Annotated in this window: 23 protein-coding genes and 2 tRNA genes; 16 read left to right on the forward strand and 9 right to left on the reverse strand. The window is 63.4% G+C overall.

Annotation, left to right across the window (positions count from 1 at the left end):
• Positions 1 to 53 precede the first annotated feature (53 nt).
• The 4 genes from HGI46_RS07055 (at position 54) to HGI46_RS07070 (ending at position 2,066) form a co-directional block, all read left to right on the forward strand.
• Positions 54 to 371, forward strand: coding sequence for a TIGR02300 family protein (locus HGI46_RS07055; RefSeq protein WP_118073317.1), 318 nt, complete (start codon positions 54 to 56; stop codon positions 369 to 371).
• Positions 372 to 524: 153 nt separating this feature from the next.
• Positions 525 to 600, forward strand: a tRNA-Ala gene (locus tag HGI46_RS07060).
• 168 nt (positions 601 to 768) lie between these two features.
• Positions 769 to 1,359, forward strand: a complete 591-nt coding sequence (locus HGI46_RS07065) for a hypothetical protein (RefSeq protein ID WP_118073318.1) — start codon at positions 769 to 771, stop codon at positions 1,357 to 1,359.
• A 119-nt stretch (positions 1,360 to 1,478) separates the two neighbouring features.
• Complete coding sequence (locus HGI46_RS07070) at positions 1,479 to 2,066, forward strand: hypothetical protein (RefSeq protein ID WP_240946628.1); 588 nt, start codon at positions 1,479 to 1,481, stop codon at positions 2,064 to 2,066.
• Between the two features lie 45 nt (positions 2,067 to 2,111).
• On the opposite strand, the gene HGI46_RS07075 is transcribed toward HGI46_RS07070, so the two are convergent.
• The gene (locus HGI46_RS07075; RefSeq protein ID WP_118073319.1) at positions 2,112 to 3,053 is read right to left on the reverse strand and encodes a 2-oxoglutarate and iron-dependent oxygenase domain-containing protein; all 942 of its coding nucleotides are present in this window, start codon (positions 3,051 to 3,053) and stop codon (positions 2,112 to 2,114) included.
• A 64-nt stretch (positions 3,054 to 3,117) separates the two neighbouring features.
• Here HGI46_RS07075 and HGI46_RS07080 point away from each other — a divergent pair, with 64 nt between their 5' ends.
• The 3 genes from HGI46_RS07080 (at position 3,118) to HGI46_RS07090 (ending at position 4,243) form a co-directional block, all read left to right on the forward strand.
• Positions 3,118 to 3,561, forward strand: coding sequence for an EVE domain-containing protein (locus tag HGI46_RS07080; protein ID WP_118073320.1), 444 nt, complete (start codon positions 3,118 to 3,120; stop codon positions 3,559 to 3,561).
• Between the two features lie 80 nt (positions 3,562 to 3,641).
• Complete coding sequence (locus HGI46_RS07085; protein ID WP_168903623.1) at positions 3,642 to 3,824, forward strand: CsbD family protein; 183 nt, start codon at positions 3,642 to 3,644, stop codon at positions 3,822 to 3,824.
• A gap of 161 nt (positions 3,825 to 3,985) precedes the next feature.
• Complete coding sequence (locus HGI46_RS07090) at positions 3,986 to 4,243, forward strand: hypothetical protein (protein ID WP_168903624.1); 258 nt, start codon at positions 3,986 to 3,988, stop codon at positions 4,241 to 4,243.
• Here the strand turns inward: HGI46_RS07090 and HGI46_RS07095 are convergent, their stop codons facing one another.
• Positions 4,244 to 5,554: an MFS transporter gene (locus HGI46_RS07095; RefSeq protein ID WP_168903625.1), complete on the reverse strand. Its 1,311-nt coding sequence runs from the start codon at positions 5,552 to 5,554 to the stop codon at positions 4,244 to 4,246.
• Positions 5,555 to 5,691: 137 nt separating this feature from the next.
• Here HGI46_RS07095 and pgsA point away from each other — a divergent pair, with 137 nt between their 5' ends.
• Both pgsA and chrA read left to right on the forward strand, forming a co-directional pair.
• A complete protein-coding gene (gene pgsA, locus HGI46_RS07100; protein ID WP_118073323.1) occupies positions 5,692 to 6,285 on the forward strand; it encodes a CDP-diacylglycerol--glycerol-3-phosphate 3-phosphatidyltransferase in 594 nt (197 codons plus the stop codon).
• 149 nt (positions 6,286 to 6,434) lie between these two features.
• The gene (gene chrA, locus HGI46_RS07105; protein ID WP_168903626.1) at positions 6,435 to 7,769 is read left to right on the forward strand and encodes a chromate efflux transporter; all 1,335 of its coding nucleotides are present in this window, start codon (positions 6,435 to 6,437) and stop codon (positions 7,767 to 7,769) included.
• 4 nt (positions 7,770 to 7,773) lie between these two features.
• Here the strand turns inward: chrA and HGI46_RS07110 are convergent, their stop codons facing one another.
• Together HGI46_RS07110 and rnd are read right to left on the reverse strand one after the other, a co-directional pair.
• A complete protein-coding gene (locus tag HGI46_RS07110) occupies positions 7,774 to 8,670 on the reverse strand; it encodes a hydrogen peroxide-inducible genes activator (RefSeq protein ID WP_118073325.1) in 897 nt (298 codons plus the stop codon).
• Between the two features lie 6 nt (positions 8,671 to 8,676).
• Positions 8,677 to 9,894 (reverse strand): ribonuclease D, encoded by a 1,218-nt coding sequence (gene rnd, locus HGI46_RS07115; RefSeq protein ID WP_168903627.1) that lies wholly within the window; start codon positions 9,892 to 9,894, stop codon positions 8,677 to 8,679.
• A gap of 189 nt (positions 9,895 to 10,083) precedes the next feature.
• Between rnd and aspS the strand changes: the two genes are divergently transcribed.
• The 7 genes from aspS (at position 10,084) to HGI46_RS07150 (ending at position 16,826) form a co-directional block, all read left to right on the forward strand.
• On the forward strand, positions 10,084 to 11,865 hold the full coding sequence (gene aspS, locus HGI46_RS07120) for an aspartate--tRNA ligase (protein WP_168903628.1): 1,782 nt from the start codon (positions 10,084 to 10,086) through the stop codon (positions 11,863 to 11,865).
• A 117-nt stretch (positions 11,866 to 11,982) separates the two neighbouring features.
• Entirely contained in the window at positions 11,983 to 12,219 is a 237-nt protein-coding gene (locus HGI46_RS07125) for an acyl carrier protein (protein WP_011444997.1), read from the forward strand.
• A 134-nt stretch (positions 12,220 to 12,353) separates the two neighbouring features.
• Positions 12,354 to 13,616 (forward strand): beta-ketoacyl-ACP synthase II, encoded by a 1,263-nt coding sequence (gene fabF / locus HGI46_RS07130; RefSeq protein ID WP_118073327.1) that lies wholly within the window; start codon positions 12,354 to 12,356, stop codon positions 13,614 to 13,616.
• Positions 13,617 to 13,627: 11 nt separating this feature from the next.
• Positions 13,628 to 14,605, forward strand: a complete 978-nt coding sequence (mltG, locus tag HGI46_RS07135) for an endolytic transglycosylase MltG (protein WP_168903629.1) — start codon at positions 13,628 to 13,630, stop codon at positions 14,603 to 14,605.
• A gap of 228 nt (positions 14,606 to 14,833) precedes the next feature.
• A complete protein-coding gene (locus tag HGI46_RS07140) occupies positions 14,834 to 15,397 on the forward strand; it encodes a 2'-5' RNA ligase family protein (RefSeq protein ID WP_168903835.1) in 564 nt (187 codons plus the stop codon).
• The gene (locus tag HGI46_RS07145) at positions 15,394 to 16,674 is read left to right on the forward strand and encodes an adenosylmethionine--8-amino-7-oxononanoate transaminase (RefSeq protein ID WP_168903630.1); all 1,281 of its coding nucleotides are present in this window, start codon (positions 15,394 to 15,396) and stop codon (positions 16,672 to 16,674) included. The genes HGI46_RS07140 and HGI46_RS07145 overlap by 4 nt, the downstream gene beginning before the upstream one ends.
• Positions 16,675 to 16,750: 76 nt before the next feature.
• Positions 16,751 to 16,826: transfer RNA gene (locus tag HGI46_RS07150), tRNA-Thr, on the forward strand.
• A gap of 103 nt (positions 16,827 to 16,929) precedes the next feature.
• On the opposite strand, the gene HGI46_RS07155 is transcribed toward HGI46_RS07150, so the two are convergent.
• The 5 genes from HGI46_RS07155 to HGI46_RS07175 are packed head-to-tail and all read right to left on the reverse strand — an operon-like array spanning position 16,930 to position 22,967.
• On the reverse strand, positions 16,930 to 18,018 hold the full coding sequence (locus HGI46_RS07155) for a hypothetical protein (RefSeq protein WP_168903631.1): 1,089 nt from the start codon (positions 18,016 to 18,018) through the stop codon (positions 16,930 to 16,932).
• A complete protein-coding gene (locus tag HGI46_RS07160; protein ID WP_168903632.1) occupies positions 18,018 to 19,577 on the reverse strand; it encodes a carboxylesterase family protein in 1,560 nt (519 codons plus the stop codon). The genes HGI46_RS07155 and HGI46_RS07160 overlap by 1 nt, the downstream gene beginning before the upstream one ends.
• Positions 19,574 to 20,572, reverse strand: coding sequence for an alpha/beta hydrolase (locus tag HGI46_RS07165; protein ID WP_168903633.1), 999 nt, complete (start codon positions 20,570 to 20,572; stop codon positions 19,574 to 19,576). Before HGI46_RS07165 ends, HGI46_RS07160 begins: the two co-directional genes overlap by 4 nt.
• Before the next feature lie 35 nt (positions 20,573 to 20,607).
• Positions 20,608 to 21,099 carry a DUF3237 domain-containing protein gene (locus HGI46_RS07170; protein ID WP_168903634.1) on the reverse strand — a complete coding sequence of 164 codons (492 nt, stop codon included), beginning with the start codon at positions 21,097 to 21,099 and terminating at the stop codon, positions 20,608 to 20,610.
• Between the two features lie 8 nt (positions 21,100 to 21,107).
• Positions 21,108 to 22,967 carry a sugar phosphate isomerase/epimerase and 4-hydroxyphenylpyruvate domain-containing protein gene (locus HGI46_RS07175; protein WP_168903635.1) on the reverse strand — a complete coding sequence of 620 codons (1,860 nt, stop codon included), beginning with the start codon at positions 22,965 to 22,967 and terminating at the stop codon, positions 21,108 to 21,110.
• Positions 22,968 to 23,048 lie beyond the last annotated feature (81 nt).

Consider the following 23,048-nt stretch of genomic DNA (forward strand, 5'->3'; position numbering starts at 1 on the left):
GTTTCTCCGCCCGGCGATGTTCTGTCCTGCCGGGCCAGTCTTGAGGAAGTTTCATGGTCAAGCCGGAATGGGGCGCCAAGCACAGCTGTCCGAAGTGCGGCACCCGCTTCTACGATCTGGGCAATGCTGACCCGATCACCTGCGTCGAGTGCAAGTACACCTGGACCGCCGAGCCGGTGCTCAAGTCGAAGCAGCCGATTCCGTACGAAGAGATCCAGAAGGAAAAGGCCGACGTCGCGCCTGACGTCGATCTGGCCGACGAGGATCTCGACATCGACGAGGACGGCGATTCGCCGGACAACGACGTTGACCTCGGCGGTGACGATGATCTGGGCGTTGCCGGCCACGACGGCGACGACGACGAAGTTTGATGTTTTTGGGGTCGGTTTTCGGGCCGGCCCCAAAAAATTTCCCGGGACGGTTTTTTCGTCTTGCCAGCCAAGACAACCTCCCTTAGAGGCGCGGCTCCCGGCGAGATACACCGCCGGAACGGTTCGCCTCCCAGGGTGAACCTGATGGGAAATGGGGCCTTAGCTCAGCTGGGAGAGCGCCTGCATGGCATGCAGGAGGTCAGCGGTTCGATCCCGCTAGGCTCCACCATCCCTCCTTCGAAAGGCCGCCTTCGGGCGGCCTTTTGCGTTGGTGCACCAGGCTTTCGAGGCCGGCGATGTGATCAGCCCGTCGCGCCGCGATTGACGAAGATCACAGCCTTGCTAGCGTTCAATCAACTAAAGGGCCGCACAAGCTACATTGTTGGAAAGACTTGTCATGCGTCGCGCCCCCACGCCTTTCGCCACCTCCTGCCGCATCACGGCAACTTTCGCCGCCATTGCCCTGGTGGCAAGCCAGGCTTCGGCGCAGTTCGGGGGTTTCAGCATCCCGTCCATCCCGCGCAGTTCGTCGTCATCTCAGAAAAGCACGGACGGCTGCCCCAAGGGCAAGAGCAAGAGTGCCGGGTCGTCTGTCCTTGGGGGATTGCTCGGGCAGGGCATTGGCCGTGCAGCCAGTTCGGCTGGCATTGGCAGCTATTTTCCCTCCGCCGAGTTTGCGGACACCCTCACCAATGCGATCGCCTGCCGCCTCGATCCCGAGGAGCAGAAGCAGGCTGCCGAGGCAACGGTGGAAGCGACACGTGGCGAGGAGGTGGGCAGCAGCTCGTCATGGACGTCGAACACGCGCGAGAACGTCTCGGGCACTTCGACAATCACCGCGCGTAATGACGAGGTAGCTTCGAACGGAGCGGTTGGACGCCAGTGCATCACCGTGACCGACGTCATCATCGTCAACGGTGAGGAGACCACCGCGAACAAGCGCATGTGTCGCGCGCCGGGCTCGGCACGTTACTCGCTGGCGGCCTGATGCGGCTGGTTCTCCCGTTTCTTGCCTTGCTGCTGGGCACCGGGGCCGCAAAACCGGTCGCAATGGACCCACGGAACCCTACGTGCCCTGAAAAGCCGGATTGGGGCGTTGCCAGGGCGATGACGCTGACCCCCGTCGACAAGGGCGGCAAGCGGGTGCTGATCGCCGATGGCATCATCGATTCGCGCCTGCCTGAACGGCTGAAGGCGGCAATCGATGCGGACGAGCGGATCGAGGAGGTCTGGCTGAAATCGCGCGGGGGGGATGCTGCGGCCGGAAATCGTGCGGGGAAGGTGATTCGGTCCTACCCCGGCATGGTCACCCGCATTCCTGCGGGGTGGACCTGTTTTTCTGCCTGCAATTTCGTGTTCATGGGGGGCGATCGCCGCTTTGTGGAGCCCGGCGGCATGTTCATGGTCCACATGTTTACGCACACCGGCGACCGCGACGTGATCGAGATATCGGTCGACGAAGGCACCGAGGAGACGACGCGGCTGATCGGAGAGATCGAGCAGGCGAGTGCGCTTCTCGCCAGCGAGGACAACGATTTCCTGATCCGCATGGGTATCAGCCGCAAGCTGCTGACCGAGGTGATGTACAAGCAGCAGGCAGTGGCGACCAAGGAGAACCCTTCGACGCGCTATTGCCTGAGCCAGGACGAGGTGCGGAAGTACAACGTCGTCCCGGTGGAGCGGCCTGCGGGATGAGAGTGCGACACCGCGCTTAGGGATGAAGCGCGGCGTCGCTCACCTTCACTTCTTCAGCCCGATCTCGCGCAGGCGTTCCTGCAGGTAGTCATCAGCGGTGATCGAGACCGGGTAGCGGTCGGGGTTCTGCGGCGTGATGCACTGGTCCAGCGTCTTGAAGGGGAAGTCGCTGCGCAGGTGCAGGAAGAAGGGCATGGAATAGCGACTGTGGCGGGCGCGCTCGCCTTCGGGGTTGCGCACGCGGTGCGTGGTCGAGGGTAGGACGTGGTTGGTCAGGCGCTGCAGCATGTCGCCGATGTTGACGACCAGCGCGCCTTCGGGTGGCGAGACGCCGATCCATTCGCCCTGCTTGGTCAGCAGTTCGAGACCCGCTTCCTCGGCGCCCAGCAGCAGCGTGATCAGGTTGATATCCTCGTGCGCGCCGGCGCGAATTGCACCGGGCTCCGCATCGGCAGGCAGCGGCGGATAGTGCAGCAGGCGCATGACCGAGTTGCCATCCTCGATCGCCGGATCGAACCAGTGCTCATCGAGCCCCAGCCACACCGCGATGCGCGAGAGAATGCGCGCGCCGACGCGGTCGAATTCGGCATAGAGCGCTTCGAAAGTCTCGCGGAAGCCTGCGGGGCGGGTTGGCCAGATGTTTGGGAACATCGACATCGCAGCGAGTGGATGGTCCGCCGGCAGATCGCGACCGACGTGCCAGAATTCCTTGAGGTCGTGGCGCTTGGCGCCCTTGGCGATCTCGGTGCCGAACGGTGTGTAGCCGCGTGCGCCGCCGAGTCCATCGATGTGGTAGCTGCGCTTTTCATCTTCGGGCAGGGCAAAGAATTCGGCAGTGAGCGCCCAGGCGCGTGCGATCAGGTCGGCATCGATACCGTGGTCACGAACCATGGCAAAGCCGAAGCTCTGAAAGGATTCGCCGAGGTCACGGGAAAGCGTTGCGGGCTCGCTCTTGAGCGAGATCACCGGCAGGGTTTGCAGGGGCATGGTGTTCCAGTTCGGAAAATTGTCGCTATGGAAACCGCCTGTAACGGGATTCGCGTGGGGTTTCATGACCAAAATCAACATTGCCGACACCGCTGGCCGCAACTTGTGGCTGATGAAGTCCGAACCGGACGTCTACGGCTGGGATGACCTTATCGCCGAGGGCGAGGGGACATGGGACGGCGTGCGCAATCACCTGGCTGCGCGCAACCTGCGCACGATGCAGGCGGGTGATCTGGCGTTCTTCTATCATTCCAACATTGGCGTTGAAGTGGTTGGCGTGATCGTGATCAGCGAAGGCGGGCTGACCGATCCGACCGACCCTGAAGGCAAGTGGGCGGCGGTCAAGGTGAAGCCTGTCGAGAAGCTGCCGCAAACGGTCACCCTCAAGCAGATCAAGGCGACGCCGGAACTCCAGGAGATGGATCTGATCCGCCTTTCGCGACTGTCCGTGGGCTCGGTGCGGCCGGACGAATGGAACCTTATCCTGCGCATGGCAGGAGCGGTTTGAGCCGGAACCGAGGGGGATTCGGCGCGTATTGATCTCCGTGGAAGCGATGAAACGTCGCTGAAGATTCAAGGAGATCCAAGATGGGTGAACTGACCGATCGGGCCAAGGGCCTCGCCAACGAAGCCATTGGTAACACCAAGCAGGCAGCGGGCAAGGCGACCGACAATGCCCGCCTTCATGGCGAAGGCGTCGCGCAAGAGCGCAAGGGTGAGGCGCAGCAGGTGGCCGGCAAGGTCAAGGGTGCGCTTGGCGACGACATCTGATCTGTTGCCAGAACAGTTTTGATCGGCAGGCCGATCACCGGAGGCCGTCCCTGATGGGGCGGCCACTTTCTTCTTGCGCCAGACTGTCCCGAACAGGCACGCCTGCAAAAAGCGCGATATGGCGGGATACCGAAAGGTGAATAAAGCGTTAAGGTTCGGTCATGACCATGTCGCCCAGCACCGCCTACGGCACCGCACGCCACCCGTTCCGCGCCCAACTGCCCCGCCATGCCTTGCGCGAACTGCCACGCCATGAACCGGAAGTGCTGGCGGCGATGAAGCGGGCGGAGGCTCTGCTGCGCGAAACAGATATACGGTCGGAGCCGGTCAATCTGCGGCACATATCCATGCAGGACTTGCGCGACTTCCTGATCGCCTACTGTGCCTGCTTCCTGGCAGTCATGGTGTTTATCGCCTGATCAGGCTGCCTTGGCGGCTCGTTCCGCGCGGTAGAGCAGGTAGCCCAGCCAAGCCGAGACGACACACATCGCGGCGCCAAGCAGCAACTGATCGACAATGGCAACCCCTGCTGCGCTGAGGCCCACCGCGAGCAGCGAGCCTGCCACCATGGCCCCGGAATTAACGATGTTGTTGGCAGCGATCGTGCGGGCTGTTTCCGACTTGTCGACCACGGTCGTCAGGAAAGCGTAGAGCGGCACGACGAACATCCCGCCGGCCACGGCGATGCCGAGCAGGCATAGCAGCAGAGGGATGGCGAGGGGTTGGGCGATGAAGGTGGACACGTCCATCAGCGGCATGCCGGGATGCGCGGGCCAGTAATCGCAAACCTGATGGAAGGCGGCGATGAACAGGCCCATCACGATCACCGACGCGGGCGAATAACGCGCCGAGACGGTGCCCTTGAGCAGCGCGTTGATCGACATCGAGCCGATGGCAATGCCGATCGAGAACATCACCAGGAACAGGCTGGCGACTTCCTTGCTGGCGGAAAGCACGTTCTTGGCAAGCGGCGGAAACTGGATGAACAATACCGTGCCGACGGTCCAGAAGAAGCTGATCGCCACGATCGCCATGAACACCTGCCGGTGCCGCGTTGTGTTGGCAATCAGCCGCCATGACGACGTGAACACATTGAAATCGATCTTCTGCGCCTCGATCATCGGCGGGGCAGGGGGAACCTGCCGACCGGAGAAGTAACCGATCAATGCAGTGACGACCACGCCGCCTGCCGCCACTTCGACGGGGATCCAGCCCGCCAGAATCGTGCCGGCAAGGATCGCGATATAGGTGCCGGCTTCGACCAGTCCGGTGCCCGCCAGCACTTCGCCGTCGTGCAGATGCTGCGGCAGGATGGCGTACTTGATCGGGCCGAAGAAGGTGGAGTGCACGCCCATCGCCAGCAGGGCTGCAAGCATCAGGGGAATGGCGATCTGTTCGACTTCGACACCCATCCACGCGAGTACCAGACCGGTTCCGCCAACAAGCATGATGGCGATTTCGCAGGCCTTGACGATGCGGATGATCTTCGCCTTGTCGCGCATGTCGGCAAGTTGACCCGCGAGTGCTGACAGCAAAAAGAACGGCAGGATGAACAGGCCCGAAGCAATGGCCGAGAAGCGCGCTTCGGCGGCTTCCGAGTTGTAGACGCTGTACACGACGTACAGGACCATCGCGTTCTTGTAGAGATTGTCGTTGAAGGCCCCCAGCAACTGGGTGACGAACAGCGGCAGGAAGCGGCGCGTGCGCACCAGATGCGTCGATGTTGTCATGAACCCTTTGCCGACATCTCTTCTTGAGCGCACCCTTAGCCCGGTGAGGATTGCGGGCAAGAGGTTTTGCGGTGGCTGCCCTAAGCGGTGAATGTTGCGATTCCGTTTGGCGCGAATGCAGGCTATGCCTGTCGTCGATGCTGACGTTGCCCAACCTGCTCACCCTGTCCCGGATCGTGACCGTGCCTTTGCTGGCGGCCTTGCTGTGGTGGCCCGAGTGGCGCCTTGGCTATGGTCTTGCATTCGGCGTCTATTGCCTGATGGGGATCACCGACTATTTCGACGGCTATCTTGCCCGCGCCCAAGGGGCCGTAAGCAAGCTTGGCGTATTCCTCGATCCGATTGCCGACAAGATCATGGTGGCGGCGGTGATCCTTGTGCTGACTGCGCAAGGCGTGCTGCGCGGGCCCTACGTTGGCGACATGCACGTGATCGCCGGACTGGTGATCCTGCTGCGCGAGATTGCGGTGTCCGGTTTGCGCGAGTTTCTCGGGGGGCTGCGGGTCTCGGTGCCGGTCAGCCGCCTCGCCAAATGGAAGACGACGTTCCAGATGGTCTCGCTTGGCGCGCTGATCCTCGGGCAGGCCCTGCCCGAATGGCTCATGACGGCAGGAAGCCTGACGGTGAACGTGCCGCATACCGTCGGCCTCACCACGCTGTGGGGCGCTGCAGTGCTGACCGTAGTCACGGGGTGGGACTACCTGCGCGTCGGTCTCAAGCACATGGATTGAGCCGCTTGCGGTTCCGGATGATGACAGTTAACTAAGCGCTACTGGATGTCCGGGGCGATGCAACCTCCCGGTCAGGCGTTCTGCCATGGCAGAAGCCCAAGCGTTGCCTGTACGGCCCGCTTTGCGGGCCGCAGGTGAATGGGCCGCTCATGAGTGAACGTGCAGATCTGTTGAATACACCCGATTTCTCCGAGCTGGTGCGCGTGGGCGCGCGGATCGGCTGCCTCAGTTTCGGTGGTCCGGCCGGGCAGATCGCCCTGATGCATCACGAACTGGTGGACGAACGCCGCTGGGTGAGCGAGGACCAGTTCCTCCACGCGCTGAATTTCTGCCATCTTCTGCCTGGCCCGGAAGCGCAGCAGCTGGCCACGTGGATCGGCTGGAAACTGCACGGCACTCGCGGCGGGCTGGCCATGGGACTGCTCTTCGTCCTGCCGGGGGCCGTAGTGATTCTCGCGCTGTCGATGCTCTATGCGGCCGCTGCGGGTCTGGGCTGGTTCTCCGCCCTGTTTCTCGGCATCAAGGCCGCCGTCCTGGCGATTGTCGTGCAGGCGCTTTTGCGCATTGCCGGGCGCGCGCTTGGCACGCCGACCAAGAAGATCATTGCGATGGCGGCCTTCATTGGGTTGGCAGCATTCGCCGTGCCGTTCCCTATGGTCGTTCTGGGAGCAGGGGTGTTCGGGATGGTGCTTGCAAAGCGCCGGCCGGATCTGCTCGGGGTCAAGGCCAGCGCGCCGGTCGAGCCCAGCGGTCCGCGCCCTTGGGGCGCAACGATGCGCACTATTGCCGTGGGCGGGATGATCTGGGCACTGCCCTTGGCTCTGGTGCTGACAACTTTGGGTGCCGACCACGTGCTGTGGAAGATCGGCGTGTTCTTCTCCCAACTGGCAGTCGTTACCTTCGGCGGGGCCTATGCCGTGCTTTCCTATATGGCGCAGCAGGCGGTCGACGGGTTTGGCTGGCTGCGGCCCGGCGAAATGGCCGATGGGCTGGGCCTTGCCGAGACAACGCCCGGGCCCCTCATCATGGTCACTCAGTTCGTGGGCTACCTTGCCGCGTTCCGCTCGCCGGAGCCATTCGGCCCCTACCTTGCCGGATTTCTGGGGGCCGTGCTGACTACGTGGGTCACATTCGTGCCCTGCTTCATGTGGATTTTCGCTTTCAGCCCATGGCTGGATCGGCTGGAGAACGCGCCGCGTCTGAAGGGCGGGCTGGCGGCGATCACTGCGGCGGTGGTGGGCGTGATTGCGAACCTCACGCTGTGGTTCGTCCTGCACGTGCTGTTTGCACGCATTGCGCCGATCAGCGCAGGGCCTATCACGCTGGACTTGCCTGACATCGCCTCCCTTGACTGGAAAGCGCTGGTGATCACGGTTGCAAGCGCGGTGATGATCTTCCGTCTGCGCATGGGCATCATCACTACGCTAGGCGTCTGTGCGCTGGCGGGGCTCGTGCTGGCGGGGGTCGTGCTGGCGGGGGTCTAGGAGATCAATCGGTCCGGAGTTCCTGCGCCAGCATCCTGAACTCCTCCGCGCGCGGGCTGTTGCGGCGCCAGACGAGGGCGATATCGCGCCAGGCGTGGTCAGCCTTCAGCGGGCGAGCGACGATCTGGGTATCGTGCAGGATGCCAGCGTCGATTGCCATCTGTGGCAGCATGGTGAGGCCGAGGCCGTTGTCGACCATCTGCACCAGCGTGTGCAGCGATGTGCCGATCATCGTGGCGCTGGCGCGCATTTCGGGGCGGTTGCAGGCGGCCAGGGCATGCTCTTTCAGGCAGTGGCCGTCTTCGAGCAGGAGCAGGCGGTTTTCGTCGATCAGGTCTGCGGTGATAGTTGCCGGAGGATCGCGCGGATCGTCCTTCGGGAAGGCGACAAGCAGCTCGTCCTTGAACAGGAACTCGCTTTCCACTTCGCCGGTGGCATAGGGGAGGGCAAGCAGCACGCAGTCGGCCCGGCCATGGTGGAGCGATTCGATCGCTGCGGCACTCGGCTCCTCGCGCAGGAACAGCTTGAGCTGAGGGCGCTCCTTGCGCAGGCGCGGCAGGATGCGCGGCAGCAGGAACGGCGCGATCGTCGGGATTACGCTCATGCGCAATTCACCCGCCAGCGGGGCGCCGTGGCTCTGCACCAGTTCGGAAAGCTCCTCGGCTTCGCGCAGCAGTCGATGTGCCTTGGCGACCACCTGATTGCCCAGCGGCGTGAAGCGCACGACGCGGCGGGTGCGTTCGACCAGCACGACGCCCAGCAGCGATTCCAGTTCGCGCAGGCCGGCTGACAGCGTCGATTGCGATACGAAGCACGAATCCGCCGCACGCCCGAAATGCCCATGCTCGTGCAGGGCCACTAGGTATTGCAACTGCTTGAGCGTGGGCAGGTATGTGCTCATCTTGACCTATTCATCCACGTGGACGACGACTTCGGGCTGCTCCGATGTGCCGCCGATGTCGTCGATATGCGCCATCTTGAGCCGGCCGTTGACCACGGCGAATGCCAGCTTGCCTTCTACAAGTTCAAGCGCGTCGCGGCCGAACTGTTCGAAGCGCCAGCCTTCGAGGATCGGGAGGTTCTTGCGCTGACCGGCTGCCAGCAGTTCGAGATCGTCCGTCCGCGCGAGAAGGCGCGCCGCGATGTCGATCTCGCGGCTGCGGATCTTGAGCAGGAGCTTGAGCAGATCGGCGACCAGCGCGCCTTCCTTGCCGAGCGGCGCACCGCGCGGTGCCTTGGGCGGCATCTCGGCATCGGTCAGCGGCCTGGCGTCAGCCAGCGTCTGCATCAGGCGGCGGCCGATGTCGTTATCCTTCCATCCCGTCGACAGCCCGCGCACCTTGGCAAGGTCCTGCTGCTCCTTGGGCGGGTGGCTGGCGATATCGGCCAGCGTTTCATCGCGCATGATCCGCCCACGCGGGATGTTCTTGTCCATCGCCTCACGCTCGCGCCAGGCAGCAAGCGCCTTGAGGCGGCCGAGCACGCCGGGATTGCGGCTGGGCGCGCGGATCTTCTGCCAGACGGTGTCCATGTCGGTCCGGTAATTTTCCGGATCGGCGAGCTTCTCCATCTCGATGTCGAGCCATTCGCCACGGCCCGTCTTGATCAGACGCTTGAGCAGCTTGGGGAAGATCTTCGACAGGTGGGTAACGTCGCCGATGGCGTATTCGATCTGGCGTTCGGTCAGCGGGCGACGCGACCAATCGGTAAAGCGCGCGCCCTTGTCGATAGAGAAGCCGAGCCACGATTCGACGAGGTTGGAGTAGCCGATCTGTTCGGACTGGCTGACCGCCATCATCGCGATCTGGGTATCGAAGATCGGGTGAGGGGTCTTGCCGGTGAGGTTGTAGATGATCTCCACGTCCTGCCCGCCAGCGTGGAAGACCTTGAGCACGTCCTCGTTCTCGCACATCAGGTCGAGCAGGGGGGACAGGTCGATGCCTGGGGCCAGCGGATCGATCGCCGCCGCTTCCTTGTCATCGGCGATCTGCACCAGGCACAGTTCCGGCCAATAGGTGTTCTCGCGCATGAACTCGGTGTCGACCGTGATGAAATCGGCCTTTGCCAGACGCTCGCACAAGTCGGCCAGAGCGTCGGTCGTCGTGATCAGGGGATGTATCTTCATCGGTCTTTTCTGTATGGCGCGCCGATAAGGGCGACCAGGTGGTGCTCCCTGCCGGGGGCTTCGGCTGGCCCGCCCTCCTTCGTCGGCCTAGTCGGCGTTGGTAGGGGCGTGGCTTGACAAAAGCGCGGCCATCGCCTGTTAGCCGCCCATTCCCCCTGCCCGATTGCAGACCGATTGGAAAGAGTTTCGATGCACCTTTACCGTTCCCATACCTGCGGCGCCCTTAAGCGCGGTGATGTCGGGCAGACCGTCCGCCTTTCGGGCTGGGTACACCGCAAGCGCGATCACGGTGGCGTGTTGTTCGTCGACCTGCGCGATCATTACGGTATGACCCAGATCGTCGCGGACGCCGACAGCCCGGCGCTGCCGATCTTGGAAGCGCTGCGTGTGGAATCGGTCGTAACGATCGACGGCGAAGTCAAGGCGCGCTCGGAAGGCACCATCAATGCCAACCTCCCGACCGGCGAGATCGAAGTTTTCGCGCGCGGCGCAACCGTGCTGTCGGCTGCCGAGGAACTGCCGATGCCGGTGGCAGGTGAGCAGGAATATCCGGAAGATATCCGCCTGCGCTATCGCTTCCTCGACCTGCGCCGCGAGACGCTGCACGCCAACATCGTAACCCGCACCAAGGTCATTTCTGACATGCGTCGCCGGATGGAAGGCGCAGGGTTCACCGAATATTCGACGCCGATCCTCACCGCGTCCTCGCCCGAAGGCGCGCGCGACTTCCTCGTGCCGAGCCGCATCCACCCCGGCAAGTTCTACGCGTTGCCGCAGGCGCCGCAGCAGTACAAGCAGCTGCTGATGGTAGCGGGGTTTGATCGCTACTTCCAGATCGCGCCCTGCTTCCGCGACGAGGACCCGCGTGCAGACCGTCTGCCCGGCGAATTTTACCAGCTCGACCTCGAGATGAGCTTCGTCACCCAGGAAGAAGTCTGGGAGACGATGGAGCCGGTCATCGGCGGCGTATTTGAAGCCTTCGCCGAAGGCCGCAAGGTTACCCCGACTGGCAGCTTCCCGCGCATCCCCTATGCCGAAGCCATGCTCAAGTATGGCTCGGACAAGCCCGACCTGCGTAACCCGGTCATCATCTCGGATGTCTCGGAGGAGTTCACCCAGTCGGGCTTCGGTCTGTTCGAGAAGATCGTCGGCACCGGCGGCGTCGTGCGCCTGATCCCGGCGCCGGGCACCGCGGACAAGAGCCGCAAGTTCTTCGACGACATGAATGACTGGGCGCGCAGCGAAGGCCATGCAGGGCTTGGCTACGTCACTCGCAAGGGCGGCGAATTCGGCGGCCCGATTGCCAAGAACCACGGGGCCGACAAGATGGCCGCGCTGTTCGATAGGCTCGGTCTCGGCCCGGATGACGGCTGCTTCTTCGCCGCTGGCAAGGAGAGCCAGGCCGCCAAGCTTGCAGGCGCTGCCCGCACCCGCGTCGCCGACCAGCTTGGCCTGATCGACAAGGACCGCTTCGAGCTGTGCTGGATCGTGGACTTCCCGTTCTATGAGTGGGACGAGGAAAACAAGAAGGTCGAGTTCAGCCACAACCCGTTCTCGATGCCACAGGGCGGAATCGAGGCGCTGAACACGCAGGATCCACTGACGATCAACGCCTTCCAGTACGACCTCGTTTGCAACGGCTTCGAGATCGCCTCAGGCTCGATCCGCAACCAGTCGCCCGAAACGATGGTCAAGGCATTCGAGATCGTTGGGCTTTCGAAGGCGGACGTCGAGGAGCGTTTTGGCGGCCTCTACCGCGCCTTCCAGTATGGCGCGCCGCCGCACGGTGGGATGGCCGCAGGCGTCGATCGCATTGTCATGCTGATCTGCGGAGCGCAGAACCTGCGCGAAATCACGCTGTTCCCGATGAACCAGCGTGCCGAGGATCTGCTGATGGGCGCGCCCTCTCCGGCCGCACTCAAGCAGCTGCGCGAGCTCAACATCCGCGTCGTCGAGCAGACAAAAGGCTGAGACGGACAGGGCGTGCGCTGAGGTGATCCACAGCGCGCCTCTTGCCAGCGCCCTTTGCGTTGATTAGGGCGAAGACCGAAACAGATAACCAACCGCTTTCCTTCGAAGGGGCATTTCATGAGCGATACCGCCGACCGCGTTAAGAAGATCGTTGTCGAGCACCTCGGCGTCGAGGCTGACAAGGTCACCGAAGAAGCCAGCTTCATCGACGATCTGGGCGCTGACTCGCTCGACATTGTTGAGCTGGTGATGGCGTTCGAAGAAGAATTCGGCGTCGAGATCCCCGACGATGCGGCCGAGAAGATCTCGACCGTTTCGGACGCGATCAAGTACATCGACGAAAACAAGGGCTGATCGCCCACATCCCCCTATTGCCCTGAGCGTGTCGAAGGGCTGCCAAGGCACTCGATGTCGGGCAGGGGAGGACTTCGGCAGGCTCAGCCCTAATTCAGGGGCTGGGCCTGTTTGCTTATTTTCCGGAGAATTCAATGCGTCGTGTCGTCGTAACCGGACTTGGCCTCGTCACCCCACTGGGCGCGGACGTGGAAACCGTGTGGAAGAACCTGCTTGCCGGCAAGAGCGGGGCAGGGCTCATCACCAAGTTCGACACCAGCGACCAGAAGTGCAAGATCGCCTGCGAAGTGAAGCCGGCTGACCACGAGTACGGCTTCGATGCCGGCAAGCGCGTCGATCACAAGATCCAGCGCCAGGTCGATCCCTTCATCGTCTTCGGCATCGATGCGGCCGGTCAGGCGCTGGAAGACGCCGGTCTCGCCGACATGGACGACGATCTCAAGATGCGCACCGGTTGCTCGATCGGCTCTGGCATCGGCGGTCTTCCCGGCATCGAGAGCGAATCGATTGTCCTGCACGAGAAGGGGCCGGGCCGTGTTTCTCCGCACTTCGTCCACGGCCGCCTGATCAACCTGATCTCCGGCCAGGTCTCGATCAAGTATGGCCTGATGGGGCCGAACCATGCTGTTGTCACGGCTTGCTCGACTGGCGCCCACTCGATCGGCGATGCCGCGCGCATGATCAAGGACGGCGATGCCGACGTGATGCTGGCAGGCGGCGCGGAAAGCACCATCAACCCGCTGGGCGTGGCAGGTTTTGCGCAGGCTCGCGCCCTCAACTGCAGCTACAATGACCGTCCGGAAGAGGCGAGCCGTCCTTATGACAAGGACCGCGATGGCTTCGTGATGGGCGAGGGTGCTGGCGTTGTCGTGCTTGAAGAATATGAGCACGCCAAGGCGCGCGGTGCAAAGATCTACGCCGAAGTCGTCGGTTACGGTCTGTCGGGCGATGCCTATCACGTCACTGCGCCGCACCCGGAAGGGAAGGGCGCCGAACTCGCCATGCGCATGGCTATGCGCAAGGCGGGCATGGAGCCGGGCGACATCGACTACGTCAACGCCCACGGCACCTCGACAATGGCCGACACCATCGAACTCGCCGCAGTCAAGCGTGTGCTGGGTGACGACCTCGCGGGTGCTTCGATGAGCAGCACCAAGTCGGCCATCGGCCACCTGCTCGGTGGCGCCGGCGCGGTCGAGACGATCTTCTGCATCCTTGCGATTCGCGACCAGATCGTTCCGCCTACGCTCAACCTGCACAATCCTGACGAAGGCACCGAGGGCGTTGACCTCGTGCCGCTCAAGGCCCGCCAGCGCAAGGTCCGCGCGGCGTTGAACAACTCGTTCGGCTTTGGCGGCACCAATGCCAGCGTGATCGTCAAGGCGATCGAAGACTAAGGACGCAAGCGATGGCCCGCCGTCGTCGATCAAGGCTGCCGCTGTTTGCGGCAGCCTTCGTCCTTCTGGCCGCTGCGGCGTGGCTGGTCGGCGGCTGGTACGCGTCCGGCCCGCTCGAGAAGCAGCTCGAATTCGATGTCGGCGAAGGCGAGGGACTGAGCCTGCTGGCCGATGATCTGCAGGCACAAGGCGCGATCGGTTCGGCCACGCTGTTCAAGCTGCGGGCAAAGCTGCTCGGCGGCGGCACTGAGATCAAGGCGGGTTCTTTTCTGATACCCAAGCGGGCCAGCGAAGCGACGGTTCTCGAAATCCTCAAGGGTGACAAGGTCATCCGCCGCCTGATCACCATTCCAGAAGGCATGCCGTCGATCCTCGTGACAGAGCGCCTGTCAGCCAACAAGGACCTGACCGGCGAGATTTCCGCTCCCGAGGAAGGCTCGGTCCTGCCGGACAGCTACGATTGGCAAAAGGGCGAACCACGCGCCGCAGTGCTCAAGCGGATGCAAGCAGCAATGGACAAGACGCTGGCCGAGCTTTGGGCCAAGCGCACTGCACGGACTGTCGCCAAGACGCCGCAGGAAGCCCTGATCCTCGCCTCGATCGTCGAGAAGGAAACCGGCAAGCCTGAAGAGCGTCGCATGGTTGCCGGGCTCTACTCCAACCGTTTGCGCAAGGGCATGTTGCTGCAGGCCGATCCGACGATCATCTACCCGATCACGAAGGGCAAGCCGCTCGGCCGGCGTATTCGCCAATCCGAAATCCAGGCGGTGAACGGGTACAACACCTACACGATGGTAGGCCTGCCAAAGGGACCGATCACCAATCCTGGACGCGATTCGATCGCTGCGGTGCTGGATCCTGCCGAAACGGATGCTTTATTCATGGTTGCCGATGGGACCGGCGGTCACGTCTTTGCGGACACCTTGCAACAGCATAATGCCAATGTTGCCAAATGGTTCGCCCTGCGGAAGGCACGCGGCGACCTGTGATACCGCGCCATTCCGGCAGGATTTGCGTTAGTCATGGGTTCTTCCATTCTTAAGTGACATCGCTTAGGTGTACACACCGGAGGCACGGGAGGAGCTTGCTTCTCCAGTATCCAGGGAACATTCCGGCTGTGCCGGGCAGCGGACGCATGCCGCCGTTTCGACTTTGCCGAATGTTCCCACTTCTCCAATCCACTTGAAATAACTGTGAATGTTGCTCAGGCAGACGACGTGGTCTCGCCTTCTTCCCGAACAGCTCCGCTGGTGGTGACAGCTACCCTGCCGCCAGACTTGCAGGCCCGGTTCGACCGTCTGCGCCGCGCCCACTTTCCCGCAGAGCGCAACTGGATCGCAGCGCACGTCACGTTGTTCCATTCCCTGCCCCCGCAGGTTGAGGCGGAGGCGCGCGATCTGCTGTCCCGGATGGCAAGCGCCACGCCGCCAATCAATGCGCAGGTGCGGCAGGTCATGGATCTTGGCACAGGCACCGCGTTCCTGATCGAAAGCCCTGCCATGAGCGCCTTGCGCGATGCGATTGCCGAGCACTTTCATGGAATGCTGACGTTGCAGGACAGCCATCGCCCCCGTCTCCATGTGACTGTCCAGAACAAGGTCTCGCAAGGCGAAGCGCGCGCATTGCAAAAGCTGCTGACAAGCAATTTCGAGCCGTCCCGCTTTGCCTTTGCCGGACTGGCGCTGCACCGTTATCTGGGCGGGCCATGGGAGGCGATCGGACGCTGGCCCTTCCGAGCGGCCCCTCAGCACAGACTCAAGAGGACAAGGACAGTCACATGACCGCCCCAGACTGGTTCGACACGGGTCGGAAGCATGTGTGGCTCCCGTACACCCAGATGCAAACTGCCAGAGCGCCGCTTCCGGTGGCTTCGGCGGCCGGTACTCGACTTCGTCTGTCCGACGGAAGGGAACTGATAGACGGCATTTCCAGCTGGTGGGCCTGCGTCCATGGCTACCGCCATCCCCACATCGAAGAAGCGGTGCGCCGCCAGCTAGAAACGCTGCCCCATGTCATGCTCGGCGGTCTGGCCCACGAGCAGGCCTATACTCTCGCGCGGCGGCTCGCTGCATTGCTGCCCGGCGATCTGGACCACGTGTTCTTCAGCGATTCCGGCTCGGTCGCAGTCGAAGTCGCAATGAAGATGGCTTCGCAATATTGGCTCAATCGCGGACGGCGCCGAGTGAAGTTCCTCTGCTTCAAAGGCGGCTATCACGGCGACACTTTTGCAACGATGAGCGTTTGCGATCCGGATGAAGGCATGCACAGCCTGTTCAAGGGGGCATTGCTCGATCAGATCGTGGTCAACCTCCCAACAAATCCTGCGGAAGAGGCTGCGCTTGGCGAACTGCTAGATCGTCATGGCCATGATCTTGCCGGCATTGTTGTCGAGCCCTTGGTGCAGGGCGCGGGCGGCATGGTGTTTCACGATCCGTTTACATTGCAGGCGCTGCGTCGCCTTGCCGATGCGCACGAACTCCTGCTGATTTTCGATGAGATCTTCGTGGGGCTCGGGCGACTTGGCGATGCGATGTTCGCCTGTGAGATCGCCGGCGTGCAGCCTGACATTGTCACATTGTCGAAGGCCTTGACCGGCGGGACCCTGCCGCTTGCCGCCACGATCGCAAGTCGGCGCATTCACGAAGGTTTCCTGTCCGACGATCCGATGCATGCGCTGATGCATGGGCCGACCTACATGGGCAATGCCCTGGGTTGCGCTGCCGCCAATGCTTCGCTTGATCTTTTCGAACAGGAGCCGCGTCTGGCTCAAGCCAGCGCGATCGGTCGGCAACTCCAGACGTTGCTCGAACCTGCCCGCGCTTTGCCTGGGGTAAGGGACGTGCGTGTGCGCGGTGCCATCGGCGTGATCCAGCTGGATGGTCCTGCGCCCGCCGATCGCCTGTCCGCAAGCTGCATTTCAAGCGGTGTCTGGCTTCGTCCGTTCCGCGATATCCTGTACACCACGCCCCCACTCATCGCTAGCGAGGAGGATGTTGCGCACATCGCCAACGCCATGGTTTCGGCTGTCAGCGAATGGAGCGCCGACCGGGCAACTTGAATCGATCCGGCACCGGCGAAAAAGGGTTGCCTAGCACCCAGGTGCTGGCTAAACGGCGCCCCTGCCCAAGAGGCACGCCGCTTTAGCTCAGTTGGTAGAGCACATCATTCGTAATGATGGGGTCACGTGTTCGAGTCACGTAAGCGGCACCACCTTTTTGAAGGTGCTTTCCCAAGGAAAATCGTCGGCAAGCTGCAAATGGGCCATTGCAAGATGTGAAGCGGTCAGGCTGGCTGTCGTAAAAACAGCTCACATCTATCTCGGGCCCTGGGACCTTTCTGTGAATCCCAACCGTTCGCTCTGGAAGGAACCGAGCCAGAGTTCTTGTCCCACCAAGGCGGCTGCCGACAGGCCGTTGAAGTACTGGCGCGGAGTGCCATAGGCGAAAGTGGCAATGCGTCCGGCGCTTGCGTCGACCTCGCCGACGACCCAGCCTCGCTTGCAGAGCATAGGGTCTGCCTCTCCGTTCACGACCTTGCGCAAGCCGCCGCAGGCCGGTTCGTCTAGCCGCATTCCGGCAAGCAGGAGGCGTCCGCCGGTCCAGTGAATGTTATCGGGCATGAAATCGGGCGCAGTGATGCGGGCGAGGGGGCGGCGGGTGTCTTTGCGGTCAAAGACGACCACGGCGTGCCATCCGAAGGACACGACATAGAAGCGGCGCTGGTCGGGATCGATCTCTATGCCGTTGTTGCCGGGAAGGTCCGTGCCGGGCAGGAGCCGGAAATTCCGTTCGCCGGGACTACGCTGCCAGACGGCGCCAGTCCTGCGACCGAGCATGAAATCGCCAATGGAGGTGCCGGGCCGCGTAAGGACAGTGACCAGCATTGTCCCATCCGCGAACTGCGCCACGCTGTTGCCGACCTGTCCTTCAGGCATGGCCGCACAACCGCGCCATTGCAGGTTGGGCTCCTTGCCCTGCTCGATCAAAACATCGAATGCCTCGATCGATTCCCGCCCGCCGTGGTTGACCACAAGCAGGCGGAAATGGCCGACCGCCAAGGGGCGCAATGACAGACCGCGGGTGTTGAACAAGGCGGGGTCCGGCGGGCCCGGGCAATCGGGGAAGGCTTCCGCGTCGTGGGCAAGCTGGCTTTCGTCGCCGGTGTACCATTGCCGGTAGGATCGTGCCCGGGCGTCGACAAGCTTCAGGCCGCCGCCTTTGGCAAATCCGCTCACGACCAGCCATGAGGTGCCGGGCAGGGCCAGCAAATCCTCCGGCTTCTGCAGGCCGCACACATAGGTGAGTTCTGCATCCGCGCTGCAGTCAGCAGGCTGCGCCCGCGCCGGGGCGGAGGCGAGCAGTGCCGCGATTGCCGCGCAGAACAACCGGAAGAATGGGCGCATCAGTCCCTTGGCCGAGAGGTTGCCGGGCGGGTTGGCGTCTTGCCGCCCCGCAGCAAGGTGAAGTCCGCTAGATGCGGCCAGGTCACCACCGACGATTTTTCCCCCAGCCAGACCAGTTGCGGGCGGTCCGGGTTGAAGGCAGGCCAGGCGCCGATCGTGGCGCTAAGTGGCACGCCGGTGCGGGCGAAGGACAGCAGCGCGCCGGCCATTTCGTTCTCGAGAGACTGGTCGGCCGGTTCCCAGATGCGGGTGGCGCGGAACAGGTTCAGGGCATCGCGCGTGCGCAGCCAATAGGGCACGTCGCCGGTGTGGTAAGCACCGGCCGTGGCCGGATCGTGATCGCTGAAGACGATTCCCGGCGCATAAGGCTGCCGGCGCGTGAACAGGTAAGCGTAGGCAGGCGCGGTGCCGGACTTGCGCTGTGCCAGCGCCCAGTCGCCCATCTGCAGGCCGACCGTGCCATCGCGCGCGATGTCGGTGGCGGCGCGCGGACCGCTTGCAGCATATGCCTTCAGGATTGCATCGGCGCTCGCAGGATAGCGTTCGCGCACAGCCGTAGCGAGGCCAAGGCTGTTCTCCGCAGGTGCGAAGGGACGAAAGCTCTCGTCGCGGGTGTAGCCGATCAGTACAGGGATGTCGGACTGCTGACGTGCGGCGAAAACCTCTTCGTTGGAGCCGGTGACGACCTTGCCATCGCGGACGACGGGATCGCGCCGTGTCGTCGCGGCGACAAAGCGGTCACCGGGCAGGGCGCGCATTTCGGCGAGCGAGGCCGCTCCCAATTCCTGCTGCAGGGCAAGGCCTTGTTCTTCGGCCTTGGCCAGCGACACCGGGCCGAGCATCCCGCCAAAGGCGCTGCCGCTCATCGCCACGGCCTTCGCGAAGAGGCCCTTGGCCAGCGGCGACGCCTGCAGCAACGAGACTGACATCGCCCCGGCCGATTGGCCGACAATCGTGACATTGGCAGGATCGCCGCCGAACCTGGCGATGTTGCGCTGAACCCATTGCAGCGCCGCGATCTGGTCCATTAAGCCATAGTTGCCCGAAGCCCCGGCTTCGGCGGTAAGGCCTGGATGGGCCAGGAAACCCAGCGCACCGACGCGGTAGGCCAGGTTGACCCGGACCACTCCATCGCGCGCCAGTGGCTCGCCGGAGTAGTTGGCCATCGAAGCCGAGCCGATATTGAATCCGCCGCCGTAAATCCACACCACGACCGGAGCCTTGGCCGCGTTCTTAGGCGCCCAGATATTGAGGTAGAGGCAATCCTCGCTGGTCGCTTCGTTGCCGAAGTAGTGGTTTTGCAATGCGCCGCGCAAGGGTTGCAGGCATTCCGGGGCGAAGCGATCAGCGTGGAGAACGCCTTGCCACGGCTGCACCGGCTGCGGCGCCTTCCAGCGCAGGTCACGCAAGGGGGGCGCGGCAAAGGGCACGCCAAGCCAGGCCTCGACGCCGGAGGCAAGGGTGACGCCTTCGATCTGCCCCCCGTCGACGGCGATTGGTTCGGCCAGAGCCGGAGGTGCTGCGGCGAGGAGCAGCGCCGCGATCAGCTTGCGGATCACTTGCGCGCCACTCCCAGCTTGTCGTGGAAGAAATCGAAGGTGGCGTTCATCGCCTTGAGCGAAGTTTTGCGGGTGTCGTCGGGCGTCTGGCCCATGAAGCTGTGGTCGGTGGCCGAGTAGTAGGTTGCGCTGACCGGCACGCCGGCAGACTTCAGCGCGGCCTCGAGTTGGTGCGACTGCGCGACGGGCACGACCTTGTCGTCAACACCGTGAAGCAGGAGAAACGGCGGATCCTTCGCATCGACGTACGTGATCGGGCTGGCGGCGCGGATTGCCTCGGGAGCACACGCCCCGTCCTTGCAGCCGAGCAGGCGCTGTTCGGCGGAATCCTTCTGGGTGATGCGCGGCATCGTGGCGAAATCGTAGATTCCGTACCATGCGGCGGTGGCCTGAACGCAGGCGTCCTCGGCCGAAGCGGGATCCAGCGTGGCGTCGATCTTGCCACCAGTACAGGCAAGGCCGGCAAGCGCTGCGAGATGACCGCCTGCAGAACCGCCGAACACACCGACGCGGGCCGGGTCAATGTGATACTGCGCGGCGTTCTGGCGAAGGAAGCGCACGGCGGCGAAGACGTCTTTCGCTTGCGCCGGGAAGGTGGCTTCGCCCGAGAGGCGGTATTCGACGCTGGCCACGGTAAAGCCTTCGGCGGCGAAGGCGGCCAGCATCTTCGGGAAGTCGTCGAAGGCGCCAGACTGGCGGGTGTGGCCGCCCATCCAGCCACCGCCATGGATGTAAAGCACCAGCGGATGCGGGCCCTTGCCGGCGGGCACATAGATGTCGACGATCTGCGGGCGGTAGCCGGGATTGACCTGATAGGTCACGTCGCGCCACGCCTTGACCCCGCCGGGGAAGGCGACGGGCACTTGCGGGAACTTGTCGGCCATCGAGGGCTCGGGGTTGACCGGGACCTGGCGCTCGCTGGGCGCCTTCGCACAGGCGGGAGCGGTGACGAGAGTGGCGCAGGCGAGCGCCAGCAGCGGGGTGAAACGGGCCATCTTGTCCTCTCCTTGATCTTGTTGTCGTTGGGCGATCAGGTGACGCGGTAGAAGCGGATCCGCACCGCGCGCTTGCCGCCGGGGAGGCTCACCGGATCGAGCGTGCCGATGAAGCAGCCTTGCGAGAGCCAGTCATATTTGCCCTGCGGTGCCTCGAAGACGGGGTGGGTGCGGACAACCGCCTTGGGGTCCTTGGCGCGACAGCTGACGCCGGTGTTGACGACATTGATGACTGCCCCATCATCGGTGCGCAACATATAGTCCGCCTTGATCTGCAGGCAGCCATCGGCCCGCCGCAATTGCCAGTCCCAGCCCCCGCCCATGATTGTGCCGCGGATACCGGGCCCCTCGAACGTGCCCCCGGTGATGGGTACGATGTTGCGCGTGCCAAGCGAGGTCTGGCCAACAGGCACGTCGGCATCGAGCGTCACCGTTTCCTCGAACGCGAATGCAAGCAAAGGTTCCGTGGCTTGAGCGCTGACTGGTGCAATGAGCGAGAGAGCGGCGAGTAGGGCGATCGGGCGCATCGGAGTCCTCAACCAAGATATTCGGGTTTGTGCCGGGCTTGTGCGGCAAGGCGGATCGGTGCATTGGCTGCACCGTATCCCGCGTATCCACGGCGCTCGACCACTTCGAAGAACACGCGGCGGGCAAAGGCGCGGCTGTAGAACTGGAAGTATTCCGCTTCGCCGTCGTAGTCGTATAGTATGCCGAGCCGGGCCATCCGCTCGATCAGAGCGGGATCGAGGCCCCAGCGTGCTCCAAGGTCGTCGTAATAGTTGCGCGGGATTTCCAGCATCGGCAGACCATCGGCCTGGGCGGCTTCGGCCACGGCGAAGACATCCGTGGTGGCAAAAGCGATGTGCTGTACGCCTGCGCCGAAGTAGTTCTGAACGAAGCGCGAAGTGAGCGACTGGCTGGCGAGAGAACCGTTGAGCGTGAAGCGCACCGAACGGTCGGCATTCTCCACAGCCTGGCTCTGCACGAGTCCCATCGGATCGGCGATCTCCAGCTGCGGTGTCTTCTCGACATCGAGCAGGGCGACGTAGAATAGCAGCCAGCTGAGGAATTCCTCGTACTGCATGGTCTGTGCGATGTGGTCGATGCCAGTCAGCAGCGGCGCGGCTTCGGGTTCGAGCGCGTGGGGGAACTCATGTGCCCACATTGCCTCTCGGCTGGCTTTGTCGACGAGGTAGATCAGGCTGCCGCCAACGCCGCGCACGCTCGGGATGGGCCACTCATCGGGGCCGACTGCCTGCTCGAACCGCGGGATGCGCAGGAAATCGGCGCGGGCGAGGGCGGCGGAAACGTCGGGCACCGTTAGACCCAGTGCGCAAACGGCAGCGCCGTGGACCATATCGAAGCTGTGTGCGAGGCCTTCGGGTTCGCAGTTGACGACGATGCTCGCCCCGCCTTGCGTCCAGCGGGTGACATCCTTGCTGCGATGCCGCGCGGCGGGCCGGAAGCCGAGGGGACGGAGCATCGCGCCCAGCGCTTCGGCTTCTTCGTGGCTTGCGGCAAATTCGATAAACTCGATGCCCGTTGTGCTCACGCGCGCAGGCAGTGCCGACGCAGAGGCGGACTTCTTGGTGATGCCGCCTTCAAGGAGGCGGAGCGAGCGATAGCCATCCAGCGCCACACCGCTCGCCGAACCGGCGCGAAAGCGGTCGTTGAAGATCTCGAGGCTCCAGTAGCCCTGGTAGCCGATCTTGCGGATGGCATCGGCCCACTCGTCCAGCGGAAAATCGCCCTGGCCGGGCATCGAGCGGAAATGGCGGCTCCACTGCAGCAGGTCCATGTCGAGCACCGGTGCGTCGGCCACTTGCACGATGAACAGCTTGTCGGCGCGGATATCGCCGATGCTGGAGGAGGGTATACGGCGCGAAAGCGAGTGGAAGCTGTCGAGGACCAGGCCGATCGAGGGGTGGTCAACATCGCGAACGATGCTCCAGGCATCGCGGTGATCGTTGACATGGCGCCCCCACGCCAGCGCCTCGTAGCCGATGCGCAGGCCGCGCGCCGCAGCGCGCTCTCCTGCCTCGTGAAGGTCGGCGATGGTCATGGCTCTGTCGGCTGAAGCAATCGGTGAGCAGCTTGAGCAGAGCAGGAGGAGGTCGGTGCCAAGCTCTTGCATGACATCGAATTTGCGCTCGAGCCGATCGAAGGCGCGGGTGCGCTGCGGTTCGGGCAAGCCGTCGAGATCGCGGAACGGCTGGAACATGGTGCAGGCAAGGCCGAGGTCGGCCATCATGCTCGAGATGTCGCGCGCCGAGAAGTGTGTGGAGAGCAGGTCGTTCTCGAAGATTTCGACCCCGTCATATCCGGCAGCAGCGATGGCCTGCAGCTTGGCATCGAGCGTGCCGCTGATCGAAACCGTGGCGATTGACGTCTTCATGGCGGCTTCAGGCTCTCCGGCGCCCCGACTCTTGCGAGGTTGACATATCTAAATGTTAGGGACTAGTTCGTTACACAAATG

Origin of the sequence: Novosphingobium sp. ERW19 (assembly GCF_012641315.1) — a bacterium.
GTDB lineage: Bacteria > Pseudomonadota > Alphaproteobacteria > Sphingomonadales > Sphingomonadaceae > Novosphingobium.

Bases quoted from the DNA above. Each gene is read 5' to 3' on its own strand.
- aspS (WP_168903628.1), top strand. From the start codon at position 10,084: ATGCACCTTTACCGTTCCCATACCTGCGGCGCCCTTAAGCGCGGTGAT.
- HGI46_RS07170 (WP_168903634.1), bottom strand. From the start codon at position 21,099: ATGCGCCCGATCGCCCTACTCGCCGCTCTCTCGCTCATTGCACCAGTC.
- HGI46_RS07065 (WP_118073318.1), top strand. From the start codon at position 769: ATGCGTCGCGCCCCCACGCCTTTCGCCACCTCCTGCCGCATCACGGCA.
- HGI46_RS07070 (WP_240946628.1), top strand. From the start codon at position 1,479: ATGACGCTGACCCCCGTCGACAAGGGCGGCAAGCGGGTGCTGATCGCC.
- HGI46_RS07125 (WP_011444997.1), top strand. From the start codon at position 11,983: ATGAGCGATACCGCCGACCGCGTTAAGAAGATCGTTGTCGAGCACCTC.
- HGI46_RS07085 (WP_168903623.1), top strand. From the start codon at position 3,642: ATGGGTGAACTGACCGATCGGGCCAAGGGCCTCGCCAACGAAGCCATT.
- HGI46_RS07095 (WP_168903625.1), bottom strand. From the start codon at position 5,554: ATGACAACATCGACGCATCTGGTGCGCACGCGCCGCTTCCTGCCGCTG.
- HGI46_RS07075 (WP_118073319.1), bottom strand. From the start codon at position 3,053: ATGCCCCTGCAAACCCTGCCGGTGATCTCGCTCAAGAGCGAGCCCGCA.
- HGI46_RS07175 (WP_168903635.1), bottom strand. From the start codon at position 22,967: ATGAAGACGTCAATCGCCACGGTTTCGATCAGCGGCACGCTCGATGCC.
- HGI46_RS07110 (WP_118073325.1), bottom strand. From the start codon at position 8,670: ATGAGCACATACCTGCCCACGCTCAAGCAGTTGCAATACCTAGTGGCC.
- chrA (WP_168903626.1), top strand. From the start codon at position 6,435: ATGAGTGAACGTGCAGATCTGTTGAATACACCCGATTTCTCCGAGCTG.
- pgsA (WP_118073323.1), top strand. From the start codon at position 5,692: ATGCTGACGTTGCCCAACCTGCTCACCCTGTCCCGGATCGTGACCGTG.
- HGI46_RS07155 (WP_168903631.1), bottom strand. From the start codon at position 18,018: ATGCGCCCATTCTTCCGGTTGTTCTGCGCGGCAATCGCGGCACTGCTC.
- mltG (WP_168903629.1), top strand. From the start codon at position 13,628: ATGGCCCGCCGTCGTCGATCAAGGCTGCCGCTGTTTGCGGCAGCCTTC.
- HGI46_RS07055 (WP_118073317.1), top strand. From the start codon at position 54: ATGGTCAAGCCGGAATGGGGCGCCAAGCACAGCTGTCCGAAGTGCGGC.
- HGI46_RS07090 (WP_168903624.1), top strand. From the start codon at position 3,986: ATGACCATGTCGCCCAGCACCGCCTACGGCACCGCACGCCACCCGTTC.
- HGI46_RS07145 (WP_168903630.1), top strand. From the start codon at position 15,394: ATGACCGCCCCAGACTGGTTCGACACGGGTCGGAAGCATGTGTGGCTC.
- HGI46_RS07080 (WP_118073320.1), top strand. From the start codon at position 3,118: ATGACCAAAATCAACATTGCCGACACCGCTGGCCGCAACTTGTGGCTG.
- HGI46_RS07165 (WP_168903633.1), bottom strand. From the start codon at position 20,572: ATGGCCCGTTTCACCCCGCTGCTGGCGCTCGCCTGCGCCACTCTCGTC.
- fabF (WP_118073327.1), top strand. From the start codon at position 12,354: ATGCGTCGTGTCGTCGTAACCGGACTTGGCCTCGTCACCCCACTGGGC.
- rnd (WP_168903627.1), bottom strand. From the start codon at position 9,894: ATGAAGATACATCCCCTGATCACGACGACCGACGCTCTGGCCGACTTG.